The 13,909-nt window shown below is 56.2% G+C and carries 12 protein-coding genes and 2 CRISPR repeat arrays (1 of these 14 running past the window's edge); of the genes, 5 read left to right on the plus strand and 7 right to left on the minus strand.

The genetic code is table 11. The features are described 5' to 3' along the window. A CRISPR array of direct repeats spans positions 1-735; the repeat unit is 28 nt; unit sequence TTTCTAAGCTGCCTGTACGGCAGTGAAC (it extends 313 nt beyond the left edge of the window). A 216-nt stretch (positions 736-951) separates the two neighbouring features. Then, a complete protein-coding gene (locus tag NYE85_RS02095) occupies positions 952-2,382 on the minus strand; it encodes a 6-phospho-beta-glucosidase (protein WP_259002663.1) in 1,431 nt (476 codons plus the stop codon). Positions 2,383-2,418: 36 nt separating this feature from the next. After that, positions 2,419-3,858 carry a PTS cellobiose/arbutin/salicin transporter subunit IIBC gene (ascF, locus tag NYE85_RS02100; protein WP_259002664.1) on the minus strand — a complete coding sequence of 480 codons (1,440 nt, stop codon included), beginning with the start codon at positions 3,856-3,858 and terminating at the stop codon, positions 2,419-2,421. Between the two features lie 200 nt (positions 3,859-4,058). Between ascF and NYE85_RS02105 the strand changes: the two genes are divergently transcribed. Next, the gene (locus NYE85_RS02105) at positions 4,059-5,102 is read left to right on the plus strand and encodes a LacI family DNA-binding transcriptional regulator (RefSeq protein WP_259002665.1); all 1,044 of its coding nucleotides are present in this window, start codon (positions 4,059-4,061) and stop codon (positions 5,100-5,102) included. A 4-nt stretch (positions 5,103-5,106) separates the two neighbouring features. Further along, the gene (locus tag NYE85_RS02110; protein ID WP_259002666.1) at positions 5,107-5,424 is read left to right on the plus strand and encodes a GIY-YIG nuclease family protein; all 318 of its coding nucleotides are present in this window, start codon (positions 5,107-5,109) and stop codon (positions 5,422-5,424) included. Here NYE85_RS02110 and NYE85_RS02115 read toward each other — a convergent pair. Both NYE85_RS02115 and NYE85_RS02120 read right to left on the minus strand, forming a co-directional pair. Continuing rightward, the gene (locus tag NYE85_RS02115; protein WP_259002667.1) at positions 5,411-5,914 is read right to left on the minus strand and encodes a GNAT family N-acetyltransferase; all 504 of its coding nucleotides are present in this window, start codon (positions 5,912-5,914) and stop codon (positions 5,411-5,413) included. The two genes, NYE85_RS02110 and NYE85_RS02115, sit on opposite strands and share 14 nt — an antisense overlap. Next, complete coding sequence (locus NYE85_RS02120; RefSeq protein WP_259002668.1) at positions 5,908-6,429, minus strand: SCP2 domain-containing protein; 522 nt, start codon at positions 6,427-6,429, stop codon at positions 5,908-5,910. The genes NYE85_RS02115 and NYE85_RS02120 overlap by 7 nt, the downstream gene beginning before the upstream one ends. A 254-nt stretch (positions 6,430-6,683) precedes the next feature. Between NYE85_RS02120 and NYE85_RS02125 the strand changes: the two genes are divergently transcribed. Continuing rightward, positions 6,684-7,679: a peptidase U32 family protein gene (locus NYE85_RS02125; RefSeq protein ID WP_259002669.1), complete on the plus strand. Its 996-nt coding sequence runs from the start codon at positions 6,684-6,686 to the stop codon at positions 7,677-7,679. Positions 7,680-7,690: 11 nt separating this feature from the next. Continuing rightward, positions 7,691-8,569, plus strand: a complete 879-nt coding sequence (locus tag NYE85_RS02130; protein WP_259002670.1) for a U32 family peptidase — start codon at positions 7,691-7,693, stop codon at positions 8,567-8,569. A gap of 86 nt (positions 8,570-8,655) precedes the next feature. After that, a CRISPR array of direct repeats spans positions 8,656-9,283; the repeat unit is 28 nt; unit sequence TTTCTAAGCTGCCTGTACGGCAGTGAAC. Between the two features lie 159 nt (positions 9,284-9,442). On the opposite strand, the gene NYE85_RS02135 is transcribed toward NYE85_RS02130, so the two are convergent. Genes NYE85_RS02135 through NYE85_RS02145 form a run of 3 tightly spaced genes read right to left on the minus strand, consistent with a single transcriptional unit; the run spans position 9,443 to position 12,686 of the window. Continuing rightward, entirely contained in the window at positions 9,443-10,582 is a 1,140-nt protein-coding gene (locus tag NYE85_RS02135; protein ID WP_259002671.1) for an ABC transporter permease, read from the minus strand. Beyond that, positions 10,579-11,733: an ABC transporter permease gene (locus NYE85_RS02140; protein ID WP_259002672.1), complete on the minus strand. Its 1,155-nt coding sequence runs from the start codon at positions 11,731-11,733 to the stop codon at positions 10,579-10,581. The genes NYE85_RS02135 and NYE85_RS02140 overlap by 4 nt, the downstream gene beginning before the upstream one ends. Further along, entirely contained in the window at positions 11,715-12,686 is a 972-nt protein-coding gene (locus tag NYE85_RS02145; RefSeq protein WP_259002673.1) for an HlyD family secretion protein, read from the minus strand. The genes NYE85_RS02140 and NYE85_RS02145 overlap by 19 nt, the downstream gene beginning before the upstream one ends. A gap of 209 nt (positions 12,687-12,895) precedes the next feature. On the opposite strand from NYE85_RS02145, the gene NYE85_RS02150 reads away from it, so the two are divergent. Then, the gene (locus NYE85_RS02150; protein ID WP_259002674.1) at positions 12,896-13,909 is read left to right on the plus strand and encodes a luciferase-like monooxygenase; all 1,014 of its coding nucleotides are present in this window, start codon (positions 12,896-12,898) and stop codon (positions 13,907-13,909) included.

The following is a 13,909-nucleotide window of genomic DNA, read 5'->3' on the forward strand; positions in this document are numbered from 1 at the left end:
TGTACGGCAGTGAATGCTCATTGCGCATAGACGACGGCGCCATCATTTTTCTAAGCTGCCTGTACGGCAGTGAACATTTCCAGCAAGTTATTAACAAGATTCGCACCTTTCTAAGCTGCCTGTACGGCAGTGAACACCTGAATATCTTCACTGAAGTTGGCTTTGCCTTTCTAAGCTGCCTGTACGGCAGTGAACACTCACGGTATTTTTTTTATCCTTGCATTGTTTTTCTAAGCTGCCTGTACGGCAGTGAACATCCAGTCATTGCGTGGGTTTGCCGTTATGATTTTCTAAGCTGCCTGTACGGCAGTGAACTTTGACACTACGGCAGCCTGACGCTTGGCTATTTTCTAAGCTGCCTGTACGGCAGTGAACGCCAGCTACCGTGGCCTTCTTATCGCCGTCAATTTCTAAGCTGCCTGTACGGCAGTGAACCCACCCGGGGAGTTGATATGCAGGTTAATCTGTTTCTAAGCTGCCTGTACGGCAGTGAACTCAGAGCGCTCGCAGGCTACACATCGGATATTTTTCTAAGCTGCCTGTACGGCAGTGAACTCCTGTTGGCGCTAGCGGCTGTTGTTGGCGCTTTTCTAAGCTGCCTGTACGGCAGTGAACAGCGCGATCAGTTCGAAGCCGCGGCGACGCACTTTCTAAGCTGCCTGTACGGCAGTGAACAAGACAGCCGGCATGAACGGCTGGGAATGTCTTTTCTAAGCTGCCTGTACGGCAGTGAACCGTTGCAGCATAGCGCTAGCCGTATGATTTTAAAACAACATCAGCGTTTCCATGCAAAAAACCCTTTTTTTAATCTGGCAGGCAAGCCTGCTATTAATCAATGGGTTACACCAAGACGCAAAAATAGGGTCAAAGAGAGGGGCAAGAAAGGCCGATAACCGCCGGCGTTAAAAAATGGGCGCAACGGCGCCCATTGCTGCGTTCGTGCCGGGGTAATTAGGCTAGATCCGCACCGTTACTGGCGATGACTTTTTGGTACCAGTAGAACGATTTTTTTCTGGTGCGCGCCAGCGTGCCGTTGCCCTGGTCGTCGCGATCGACATGGACAAAGCCATAGCGTTTGCTCATTTCTCCGGTGGAGGCGGAAACCAGATCGATACAGCCCCAAGAGGTATACCCCATCACCGGCACACCGTCTTCAATGGCGTCGGCCATCGCTTTGATATGCTCGCGCAAATAGCTGATACGGTAGTCGTCGTCAATTTCACCCTGCTGATTGAACTCATCTTTTGCGCCCAAACCGTTTTCTACCAGGAACAGCGGTTTTTGATAGCGGTCATACATCATGTTCATGGTGATGCGCAGGCCGAGTGGATCGATGCCCCAGCCCCATTCGCTGGCGAGAATATGCGGATTCTTCAGCGATTTGACCACGTTGGCGGCGCTGCTGTTGTGCTCGTTCATTTCGGCCGAGGCGCAGCGTGAAGCGTAGTAGCTAAAGGAAACGAAATCGACGCTGTTTTTAAGGATCTCGCTGTCACCGGGTTCCATCTCGAGCGTCACGCCCTTTTCCCGCAACAGCCGTTGCGTATAGGCGGGATAAGCCCCACGCGCCTGCACATCGATGAAGAACAGGTTTTCGCGGTCTTTTTCCAGCGCCGCCCAGACATCTTCCGGCTTGCACGACCAGGGATAAAAACTGCCGCCGGCCAGCATGCAGCCTACCTGATTGTGCGGATTGACCTCATGGGCAATTTTAGTCGCCAGCGCGCTCGCCAATAACTCATGGTGAGCCGCCTGATATTTCACCTGCTCCTGATTCTCGCCGTCCTCGAACACCAGCCCGGCACCAGAGAACGGACTGTGCAGCAAGATGTTGATTTCATTAAAGGTTAGCCAATACTTTACCAGGCCATCAAACGCTTCAAAACAGCTGCGGGCATAGTGGGTGAAGAACTCCACCATTTTACGATTACGCCACGATCCGTATTCCCGCACCAGATGCATCGGCACGTCAAAATGGCACAGCGTCACCAACGGTTCGATACCGTGCTTTTGGCATTCGCTGAATACATCGCGATAAAAGGCGATGCCTTGCGCATTGGGCTGCGTTTCATCCCCACGCGGAAACAGTCGACTCCAGGCGATCGAGGTGCGGAATACGCTAAACCCCATTTCCGCCATCATCGCGATATCCTCTTTATAGCGATGATAAAAGTCGATGCCTACATGGCTGGGATAGAATTCATCCTCGCGCAGCGTGAAACGCTTTTCCTGCCCCAGTTTTACCGCTAGCCGATGAGCGCCGTGAGGGATCATGTCGACCGTGCTCAGCCCTTTGCCGCCTTCACGATAGGCGCCCTCGGCCTGGTTGGCAGCTAACGCACCACCCCATAAAAAGTCTGCGGGGAAAACAGATGCTGGCATACTACACCTCTTGTTGATTATGTATTTTCATCATGGTCATACCGAGAGTGCCGGCGCGGTGGCGGCTTTTTCACTTTGCGCCTCCTGCTCAACGGGAATATCTTCAAACCCCAGCAGCAGCGTAAGAATAAACGACAGCACTACCGCCAGGACCATCACGCCAAACACCCAGACAATGGTCATCGGATTGCCAGGGTCAAAGAATTGCACGCTGGTGAACAGGCCCGGTGACGCCATCGAATGGCTGGCCAATCCGGCAATCCCGGCCACCCCGCCGCAGACAAAACCACTGATTAGCGCCGCCACCAGCGGGCGCTTCAAGCGGACCGCCACGCCGTACAGCGCAGGTTCTGAAATACCGGCCACGATAGCCGACGCCGCGGCAGCCAGCGCCGTCTGCCGCAGTTCCGGGTTTTTGGTGCGCCAGGCCACCGCCAGCGATGAACCGCCCAGCGAAAGATTGGCGCCAATTTCTGACGGCATCACCATGCCTTCTTTGCCGGTTTCCGCGATGGTCTGAATAATGGTTGGCGTAAACACGCGATGCATGCCGGTCATTACCAGCAACGGCCAGAGACCGCCCATAATGGCGACCGATAACCACCCCAGATAGTTATGGATGGTGTAGACCAACGCAGAAATACCGCTGCCGATCCAGATACCCAGCGGGCCAATCAGCAGGATGGCGATCGGAGCCGCAATCAGCACGATCAGCATCGGTTTGAGGAAGTTTTTCGTCACCGCCGGCGTAATGCGATCGACCCATTTTTCAATGTATGACAGCAGCCAGGTCATGCACAGCGCCGGAATGACCGTGTAGGTGTATTTTACCGCGGTGATTGATAAGCCGATAAATTCCACCTGTTGGCCCTGAGCTGCCTTGGCCATTAAATCGATAAAAGAGGGATGCACCAGCACCCCGGCAATGGCGATGGCCAATGACATGTTGGTTTTGAATTTTATCGCGGCAGAAGCGGCCACCATCACCGGCAGGAAGAAGAATGCCCCGTCACCGATCACGTTCAGCACGATCAAGGTTGAAGAGCCAGGGCTGAATACGCCGGTCATATCCAGGATCATGGCGAGCAACTTCACCATTGATCCACCGATAATCGCCGGGATCAGCGGTGACATGGTGCCAATCAACGCATCCAGAATACCGGCGCCGATGCGTTTCAGGGTGATTTTACCTTTTGGCGGCGCAGGTTGCTGCGCCACTGCCTGGTCGGGCAATAACTTCACCACCTCGGCATAGGCCTGTGAAACCGTATTGCCGATGATCACCTGACACTGGTTTTCGCTTCTCACCACACCCAACACGCCGGCGATCGCCTTCAAACCGGCAGTATCGACAACGCTGTCATCGTTAAGCACAAAACGTAAGCGCGTCATGCAATGCGTCACTGCCGCAATATTGCTCGCACCCCCAACTGCTTCCACTATCGATCGTGATACCGCCGCATAATTCTTTGCCATGAGGATAACTCTCACAAATAAGTAACCGGTTTCACACGAGACTGATAATATTGCATGCGAATATCAATTTATATTTTTTATTTTTATCTGATTTGAGAAGTTGATCAACATACGCCGCGCGCAATAATCTGCGCGATGCTCTGCTCAGGCGCGGCGGAATGTGTAGAATATGGGGCACGTCAGCAAGCCAGGAAAACGCCATGTCAACCATGCAGGAAGTCGCCCGCAAAGCAGGCGTCTCAAAGGCCACGGTTTCACGCGTGCTGTCCGGTAAAGGATACGTCAGCGAGGCCACCCGGGATCAGGTATATAAAGCCATAGCAGCGGCAGGTTACCGCCCTAATTTGCTGGCCCGAAATCTGGCGACCAATAAGTCGCAATGCATTGGCCTGGTGGTCACCAATACTCTGTATAACGGCAGTTATTTCAGCGAACTACTGTCCCAGGCGGCACAAAAGCTGGAAGATAATGGCCGGCAGCTGATTCTGGTCGACGGCAAGCACAGCGCCGAAGAAGAGCAGGAGGCGATCCAGTTTTTGCTGGATTTACAATGCGATGCGGTGATCCTCTATCCGCGTTTCTTAACCATCGACGTGATGGACAAGATTATCGAGCAGGTTAAGCAACCGATCATGGTGGCTAACCGCCGGCTGAGAAAGAACCAGAGCCACTGCGTTTGTTGCGATCACAAAGGTGCCAGTTTTAACGCCACCAAATACCTGATCGAGCAGGGCCACCGCGATATCGCCTTTGTTACCGGTTCGCTGGATTCTCCGACTGCCATCGAGCGTTTATCGGGTTACAAAGAGGCTCTGGCCCGGTTCAATATTCCCTTGCAGGATCGGCGCATCATCAAGGGTAAATGGACGCCGGCCTGTGGTGCCGCGGCGGTAGCCAATCTGCTTAACGACAGCATCCCGTTTAGCGCCTTGCTGGCCAGTAACGACGACATGGCGATTGGCGCCATCAAACAACTGACCGAGCGGGGCATTGCCGTACCGGGCCAGGTGTCTGTTATTGGCTTCGATAATATTCCTACCGCGCCTTATCTGACGCCGGCCTTGACCAGCGTTAAAGACCCGGTGAGCGACATGATCAACGAAGTGATCAATCGGCTGATTGCCATGCTCGACGGCGGCTATTTGTCAAAAGACACGCTTTTTAGCTCGCAGCTTATCGTCAGGGATTCGGTCGCCCATGGCCCTTTCCGGGGTGACGGGCGGCACGAACTCGGCGGGGAGTAACCGCATGCCACAAGACGCCGTCAGTAGCCAGGCCACAACCTGGCATCTGTATATGCTGCGCCTGCCCAACGGCATGCTGTATACCGGCATCACCACCGATGTACAGCGGCGTTTGGCGCAGCATCAGGCCGGCAAGGGGGCAAAGTCGCTACGCGGCAAGGGGGAACTGACGTTGGCATTCCACTGCCCGGCGGGGGATCGGTCGCTGGCGCTGCGCCTGGAATATCGGGTTAAGCAACTGAGCAAAAAGCAAAAAGAGAGGCTGGTGTCGCACCCGCCCCTCTCGTTGGAACACCTGCTACCGCAGGTTAAAATCGGTTGAACGGCGCGGCATAGGCAACCAGGCCGTTGACGTCGTTCAGCGCGTCTTCTGCCAGTGGGTACACCTGAAATGCCTGCTCCGTTTCCGGCCAGCGGCAATACAAGTCGTAGTCGGCAGCTCTTTTGAAGCCAAAGCGGCCGTAATACGCCGGTTCTCCCAGCACTACCACCGCGGCGTAACTGAACTCGTTCAACGCGTCCAGCCCTTCGTAGACCAGCTTTTCACCCAGTCCTTGCCGACGCAGGCTTTCGTCCACCGCCAACGGCGCCAGGCCAACCCACTGCCGATCCTCTCCGGCCACCTCGACCGGACTGAACGCGGCATAGCCAACCACACCGCCCTCGTCGTCCGTGGCCACAATCCCCAAGGTCAGCAAGCCGTCCTCACGCAGTTGCTGCACCAATTCGGCCTCATCATTGCCGCCGAACGCGCGGCGCAGCAAATTGTCGATGCCAGCGGCGTCTACCGGAATTTCTACGCGTATCAGCATGATGCCATCACACGGTCAGACTGCACCGTGCCCTCCTGCATACCCGCTTCGATAAAGTCCGCCAACTGTAACAAGCCCGTGCGCAGCGGCGCCGGCATCGTGTCCAGTTCGATGGCGTCCATCAGATTTTTTACATACAGGCCCAATTCGGTGTCCCCTTCTATCCGCAGCCGACGCTGGAAAAACAGCGTGTCAGGATCCTGTTTGCGTGCCGCGATCAGCACCAGATCGTTGGCATCACCGCTGAAACTGACATCTGCCTGCGCGTGCTGGCTGACAACCAGCCGGTCGCTTTCGACCGTCATAAACCAGTGTAGCGCCAGATCGCGCACTTCGATCTTCAACCAGCGCGATTCGAGGAATGCCAGATCGCCGTCCTCGAGCGCCTGACGGAACTGCCAGCCCAGCACCTGTTGCAACAGTTGGCGTTGCAGAGCAAACGGCGTGAGTTTTAACGGTACGCGCAAGAACGACGGCCCTTGACGCACAATGCGTGCTCGTAGTTTTTCCAACACGGTCATCCACTCCTTTCAACTCGGTTTGCGGTCATTTTGCCACAACGGTGCCCAGCTTCAGCGGTCTACATCAACAAATAGTGCAATTCAGCGCGCGTCACACCGCCTATCAATACGCCAGAAACTGCCTCAAATCAAAACCTGTTAACCGCAGCTTTACTAAAATCGTCCACCCGATAACAAAAACTGCCGCCGGAAAACACCGTACGGCGACCATCATCACGGCGTAAAACCCGCTGGAGCAGGATAAAACCATGGAACTGCTTTGTCCCGCCGGTAATTTGCCGGCCCTGAAGGCTGCGGTCGATAACGGCGCTGACGCCGTGTACATCGGCCTGAAAGACGACACCAACGCGCGACACTTTGCCGGGCTCAATTTTACCGAAAAAAAACTGCAACAGGCGGCAGATTACGTACATCAGCACCGCCGCAAGCTGCACATCGCGATAAACACCTTCGCGCATCCGGACGGTTTTGCCCGCTGGCAACGCGCCGTCGATATGGCGGCACAGCTGGGTGCCGACGCGCTGATCCTGGCGGATCTGGCGATGCTGGAATACGCCGCCGAACGCTATCCGCAGATTGAACGCCACGTTTCGGTGCAGGCGTCGGCCACCAATGAAGAAGCGATTCGCTTTTATCAACGCCATTTCGCGGTACATCGCGTGGTGCTGCCGCGCGTGCTGTCGATGCACCAGGTTAAACAGCTGGCGCGCACCAGTCCGGTACCGCTGGAGGTGTTTGCCTTCGGCAGCCTGTGCATCATGGCCGAAGGCCGCTGCTATCTGTCCTCTTACCTGACCGGGGAATCGCCCAATACCGTCGGCGCCTGCTCGCCCGCGCGCTTTGTACGTTGGCAGCAAACGCCGCAGGGCATGGAGTCGCGGCTGAACGATGTGCTGATCGACCGCTATCAGGACGGCGAAAACGCCGGTTACCCAACACTGTGCAAAGGCCGTTATCTGGTGGACGACGTGCGCTATCACGCCCTGGAAGAACCCACCAGCCTCAATACCCTGGAGTTGTTGCCAGAGCTGCTGGCCGCCAATATCGCCTCGGTGAAGATCGAAGGCCGCCAGCGTAGCCCGGCATACGTCAGCCAGGTGGCGCACGTCTGGCGTCAGGCGATTGACCGCTGCATCGCCGATCCGGCCGGCTATCGGGCCGACAGCGCCTGGATGGAGACGCTCGGCGCGATGTCCGAAGGGTCGCAGACCACGCTTGGCGCCTATCACCGCAAATGGCAGTAGCAGGAGTAACCATGAAATATGCATTGGGGCCGGTACTCTACTACTGGCCAAAAAACCACGTTGAAGCGTTTTACCAGCAGGCGGTCAACAGCAGCGCCGATATTATTTACCTGGGCGAAAGCGTCTGTACCAAACGGCGGGAGCTGAAAGTCGCTGACTGGCTGGCGCTGGCGCAGGCCATCGCCCAATCTGGCAAGCAGGTAGTGCTCAGCACGCTGGCGCTGTTGCAGGCTCCCTCCGAGCTCAACGAGCTGAAACGCTATGTCGAAAACGGCGATTTTCTGATTGAGGCCAACGATCTTGGCACGGTAAATATGGCGGCAGAACGCGGCTTGCCGTTTGTCGCCGGCCACGCGCTCAATTGTTATAACGCCTACACGCTGCGCCTGCTGCATAAGCAGGGTATGACGCGCTGGTGTATGCCGGTCGAACTGTCGCGCGACTGGCTGGTCAATCTGCTGGCGCAGTGTGAAACCCTGGGTTTTCGGCGGCAGTTTGAGGTCGAAGTGCTGAGCTACGGCTATCTGCCGCTGGCCTATTCGGCGCGTTGCTTCACCGCCCGCTCAGAAAACCGTGGCAAGGATGAGTGCGAAACCTGCTGCATCAAATATCCGCAGGGTCGCAGTATGCGATCGCAGGAGAATCAGCAGGTATTCGTGCTGAACGGCATCCAGACCATGAGCGGCTATTGCTATAACCTGGGCAACGAACTGCATGGCATGCAGGGGTTGGTAGACATCGTACGCCTGTCGCCGCAGGGGGTAGACACGCTGGCGATGCTCGAGCGCTTCCGTGCCAACCAGCGAGGCGATGCCCCGCTGACGTTGACCAATGATGCCGAGTGCAACGGTTACTGGCGGCGCGTCGCCGGGCTGGAGCTGGTGGAGTAAGCGGTTCATGACGGTATCTGGCAATGCTTGCAGGCTGCGCGCAAGCATTGCCTCGCCGTTTTTGTTCAGCGGGCGGCACCGGTTAATTTATAAGCTGCCTGTACGGCAGTGAACAGATGAACTCAGGCGGTGCCACTTTAGGATTTTTTCTAAGCTGCCTGTACGGCAGTGAACGAGAAGACGGAGCAAATGCGGCAATAGCTTCTTTTCTAAGCTGTCTGTACGGCAGTGAACCGGTGTAGTCGCCGAGGATAAATATTCGGTCATTTCTAAGCTGCCTGTACGGCAGTGAACCGATCACCGCTATCAACGATGTTTCCTGTGTTTTTCTAAGCTGCCTGTACGGCAGTGAACAGCATTCATTCGTTATCGCATTGTTGGCGATCTTTCTAAGCTGCCTGTACGGCAGTGAACCTCCACGCTGGATCGACGTTGGCGAGTTAATTTTTCTAAGCTGCCTGTACGGCAGTGAACGGTTTGGGTCTGGTACACGCCGTTAATAAACATTTCTAAGCTGCCTGTACGGCAGTGAACTGCGACACTCCGTCGAAGATCTGGCGGTTTAATTTCTAAGCTGCCTGTACGGCAGTGAACCTTGGACAAGCACACCGTAATTGCCGCAGCATTTTCTAAGCTGCCTGTACGGCAGTGAACATGGCTACACCGACGGCGACGTCGAGGCCGACTTTCTAAGCTGCCTGTACGGCAGTGAACCGTTACGAAAATCCGCCAGCTTTTTGTTTTTAAAGCATAAGGGGCAATTTCCTGATTAAAACCCTTTTTTGGCCCCCTATATTTGTGCGCTTTAAAATCAATCGGTTATCTAGGCGCCATAAAAAAGGGTGCCATGGGCGATCGTTAAAATACCCACGCCTAGGCTCGTCGTTTATGGAACAGGTTGCGCAGCGCCACGCTGTTGCGCATCAAGCCGACGGCAATGCCTATGGCGGTATACAGCGCCCCCAACAGCAGCAACATCGCCACGTCGCCCCACACGTCACGTAGCGGCAGGCCCATCTGGTTCACGCCGGCTATCGCTTTGGTCGCCCAGGTAGAGGGAATCATTGACGAAATGGCGCGCACCCAGCCCGGCATCGCCTGTAGCGGCCAAATGGTGCCGGAAAGATAAAACACCGGCGTGGTGATAAACGACAGCGTCAGGTAAATCATTTCCACGCTGCGCAGACATTCGGTCACCAGCTTGCCCAGCCCTAACACCGCCAGCAGGAAGGGGAACGTCAGCAGCAGTATTTCCGGGATCGCCGCCGCCTGGCGGTATCCCAGCACCCACGGCCACAAGACAAACAGCACGATCGACAAGAACAGCCAGATCGGCAGCAATGCAGACAGTCCACCAAGATACACCGGCAGCGAAGGCTTGCCGCCCGGTGCGCTTTTCAGCGCGATGCTGACGCGCACGCTGGCTATCAGCAACGAGTGCTGTAACAGCATCACCAGCAGGCCAGGGAAGATAATCGCCGCAAAGCTGATACCGGGGTTAAACAGATCCAGCGTCTGGCCCTGTATCGGCGTCAGTACCACCTTGGCCTGCCGTTCGCTAAAGCCGTTTCGCAGCAGCAGCTCGGTATTGTATTCATTGAGCAACTGCTGATAAGCGGCAACCACGTCCTGTTGAATCTGTCCATTGGCCAACCGGTTGGTGGCATCACCGAATACCGGAATAACCAGGCTTTCCCCGTGCAGAATTTTCTTTTCGAGATCCACCGGCATGATGATGATGGCAAACAGTTCGCGCCAGCCCAGATCGCGCTTGGCTTCGTCCAGATTGTCATAGATCTTGATGGCGATTTTTGAGGTGGCATCCAGTTGGCGGATCAGTTGGCGGCTGGCAGTGCTGTGATCCTGATCGACCACCGCCACCGGCAAATCCCACACCGTGCGGTTGGCGTAAACCATACTCATGATGCACAGCGACAACACCAGCATCAGCCACATCGGCCGTTCCAGCATGCCGATCAGCACCCGGCTAAAGGTCTGCCAGAAACTTTTCATGCCGCACTCTCCTGTTTCGCCAGTCGTTTCAACAGCCGGTTACGCACCAGCAATGCCGTCACCAACGGATAAACCAGCAACAGGGCGCACACGCCGAAAATCGCCCGCGCCGGCACCTGGCGCAGGAATACGTCAAACATGGCATACAGCGCATGGGTCAGGGGCTCGATGTTGGAGATAATCCGCGCCGGCAACGGCATTGACAGCTCCGGCACCGCCATCCCCGAAAAGGTCAGCGCGATACTGACCAGGATACCGATCAGGCTGTAGGCGGTGATGGCGCTGCCGGTAAAGGTATACAGCAGCAAGCCGACGCTCTGAGCAGCAATCACGTAAAAGAAACCGATCAACAGCATAAACAGCGGGTTGCCGCTGACGCGCGCGTCGAAAATCCCCACCAGCGCGGCGATTTCCACCATCAGCAACGTGGTGAAACAGAGGGTATACGGCGCCAGTTTACCCAACAGCGCCAGGCTGAACGGCCGCGCTTTCAGCAGAGATTTACTGCGCGCCAGAACATAGATCATGCAGGTCACGACGAACAGCTGCAGCAGATGAATGGTGGCGGCGAACTGCTGGTAATAAATATAACTGCCGCTGGCATTGAACAGACTGCCGTAATTGAGCGTGACGTTCGCCAACGGCGGCAACGTTTTGCCCATTTCACCGGCAATAATCGAACGGTAGTTGCCGTTGGTTTCGCTTATCAACCCGGAGAAATCCTGGGTGGAATACAGCCCTGCGCCGTAGAACAACGCGTTGTAATACAGCACGATGCTCGGCTGTCTGCCCGCCAGTACATCGGCTTCAAAATTCGGCGGCGCATACAGCAGCGCGTAATCCTGCGCGCTGCGCAAACGGCGCAGTGACTCATCCATGCCGCCGTCATAGGCCGCGACATGGGCGTGAGAACCGGCGTCCAACTTGCGCACCAGCGACTTCGACAGCGGGCTGTGATCGCTGTTGACCACCGACACCGGCAAGTCCAGCAGGGTGCCCTCGGAAAAGTTGCTGCTGATCAGACCGAACAGCAGCAGCGGGAACAGCCAGCCGAGCCAGTGAATGACCGGGCTGCGCAGAGCAATGCGGCATTCGCTGTCAAACGCGTGGCTGAAGCAGCGCCAGCAGGCCCTCAGTCTTTCCATTGCCATAAGGTGCTCATCCCCGGTCGCAACCCTTCAACTGGCTGCGCCGGATACAGACGCACCTCAAAGGTTTTCAGATCAAAATCGCCGGTGGCGCGGGTGGCGCGTTTGGTGGCGTAATCTCCCAGTGGCGCAATGTAACGCACTTCGGCCTCGATGGTTTTGTCTTGCAGCGCCGGCACGCGCAGCGACACTTTATCGCCCTTGCGCACATGGGCCAGGATATCTTCCCGCAGGTTGAAGACGAAATAGGCGTCCGGCACGCGGATCAGCGTCAGCAGCGGGCTGGAGGCGTTAAGCAGCTCCCCCACTTCGGCCGGGATCGGCCCCACTTCACCATCCACCGGCGCTTTGACCTGCAGATCGTCGGTTTGCGCCTTCACTTCCAGCAGGTTTTCTTCTGCCGCCCGCAGCGCCGCCGCGTATTGCTGCCGCAGTTCAATGCGATCGCCGTTAATGCCTTCATCCAGACTGGCCTTGGCCGCCAATACCTGCTGATAGGCGGTATCACGTGCGCGCCGCGAGTTATCCAGCTCGGAACGGGAAACATATCCTTTGGCGGCCACGCTCTGATTGCGATCGTAATCACGCTGCGCATTACGCAGTTCGGCCTGCGCTTGCGCCAGACTGGCGCGCAGATTGCGGATGCTTTCTTCACGGGTACCGTGCAGCGATTGCTCAAGCTGCGCCTTGGCTTCATCACGCGATGCCTGTGCGGAACGCAGTTGCGCCATCAGTTCCGGACTGTCTAGTTGAATCATCAGTTGCCCGGTTTTGACATCGTCGCCCCGCTCGACCAAACGTTCAATCACCCGCCCTTTGGCCTTGGAAGCCACGATCACTTCCGGTGCATCTACTTCACCCTGCAATAACAGATACTGGTTATGCGCGCGGAACAATACCGCCATGGCGATAACGATCACCACCAGCAACAGGGTAAATAGCGTCTTTTTTTTCATGCACTCGGCTCCCTGAACGATACGTGGCGGGGGGAAAGGTAACGGTCCATATTCGTTGAATCTCCTAACATATCATTTCTGTAGCAAGAATATCACAAGCACGGATATCCCCTTTTATAACCGCAATTTGAATTATGCTTTTAACGTTAACTTGCAGATTGCTGCACTCGCCCTTTACGCGATAACACTTTAGCCAATGGACGAATAACATGACTGAAACCACACGGGTACCGCTTTCGGTACTGGATCTTTCACCGATCCCGGCCGGTGCCAAACCGCGCGATGCTTTCCACAGCTCTTTAGATTTAGCACAACATGCTGAAAAGTGGGGCTTCCAACGCTATTGGTTAGCGGAGCATCACAATATGACCGGCATCGGCAGCGCCGCCACCTCGGTATTGCTGGGCTACCTGGCCGCCGGCACGCACAGCATCCGCCTCGGTTCTGGCGGGGTGATGTTGCCAAACCATGCGCCGCTGGTGATCGCCGAGCAGTTTGGCACGCTGGAATCGCTGTATCCCGGGCGCATCGATCTGGGGCTGGGCCGCGCGCCCGGTACCGATCAACGCACCATGATGGCGCTGCGCCGTCACCTGTCGGGGGAAGTGGACAACTTCCCGCGCGACGTGCAGGAGCTGCAACATTACTTTGGCGAAGTGCAGCCGGGCCAGGCGGTACAGGCGGTGCCAGGACAAGGCCTGCATGTGCCAATCTGGCTGTTGGGATCCAGCCTGTACAGTGCGCAACTGGCGGCCAAGCTGGGGCTGCCGTTCGCCTTTGCCTCCCACTTTGCGCCAGACATGCTGTTCCAGGCCTTGAAGCTGTACCGTGAAAATTATCAGCCATCCGAACGCTGGCCACAGCCGCATGCCATGGTATGCGTCAACGTAGTGGCCGCCGACAGTGACAATGATGCACGCTTCCTGTTTACCTCGATGCAGCAACAGTTCATCAATCTGCGCCGCGGCTCGCCTGGCCCATTGCCGGCACCGGTCGACAATATTCATGCACTGTGGACCGCCGGCGAACAATACGGCGTTGAACAGGCGCTGAGCATGTCGATTATTGGCAATGAAACTACCGTACGCCACGGCCTGCAAACGCTGCTGCGGGAAACCGAAGCCGACGAAATCATGGTTAACGGCCAGATCTTCGATCATCAGGCACGTCTGCGTTCGTTCGAGATTGTATCATCGGTCAAAGACGATCTGCGCAAGAGCTAA

Origin of the sequence: Serratia sp. AKBS12, assembly GCF_024793895.1 — a bacterium.
In the GTDB taxonomy this organism is placed as follows: Bacteria; Pseudomonadota; Gammaproteobacteria; order Enterobacterales; family Enterobacteriaceae; genus Serratia_F.

Bases quoted from the DNA above. Each gene is read 5' to 3' on its own strand.
- NYE85_RS02095 (WP_259002663.1), bottom strand. From the start codon at position 2,382: ATGCCAGCATCTGTTTTCCCCGCAGACTTTTTATGGGGTGGTGCGTTA.
- ascF (WP_259002664.1), bottom strand. From the start codon at position 3,858: ATGGCAAAGAATTATGCGGCGGTATCACGATCGATAGTGGAAGCAGTT.
- NYE85_RS02105 (WP_259002665.1), top strand. From the start codon at position 4,059: ATGTCAACCATGCAGGAAGTCGCCCGCAAAGCAGGCGTCTCAAAGGCC.
- NYE85_RS02110 (WP_259002666.1), top strand. From the start codon at position 5,107: ATGCCACAAGACGCCGTCAGTAGCCAGGCCACAACCTGGCATCTGTAT.
- NYE85_RS02115 (WP_259002667.1), bottom strand. From the start codon at position 5,914: ATGCTGATACGCGTAGAAATTCCGGTAGACGCCGCTGGCATCGACAAT.
- NYE85_RS02125 (WP_259002669.1), top strand. From the start codon at position 6,684: ATGGAACTGCTTTGTCCCGCCGGTAATTTGCCGGCCCTGAAGGCTGCG.
- NYE85_RS02130 (WP_259002670.1), top strand. From the start codon at position 7,691: ATGAAATATGCATTGGGGCCGGTACTCTACTACTGGCCAAAAAACCAC.
- NYE85_RS02135 (WP_259002671.1), bottom strand. From the start codon at position 10,582: ATGAAAAGTTTCTGGCAGACCTTTAGCCGGGTGCTGATCGGCATGCTG.
- NYE85_RS02140 (WP_259002672.1), bottom strand. From the start codon at position 11,733: ATGGCAATGGAAAGACTGAGGGCCTGCTGGCGCTGCTTCAGCCACGCG.
- NYE85_RS02145 (WP_259002673.1), bottom strand. From the start codon at position 12,686: ATGAAAAAAAAGACGCTATTTACCCTGTTGCTGGTGGTGATCGTTATC.
- NYE85_RS02150 (WP_259002674.1), top strand. From the start codon at position 12,896: ATGACTGAAACCACACGGGTACCGCTTTCGGTACTGGATCTTTCACCG.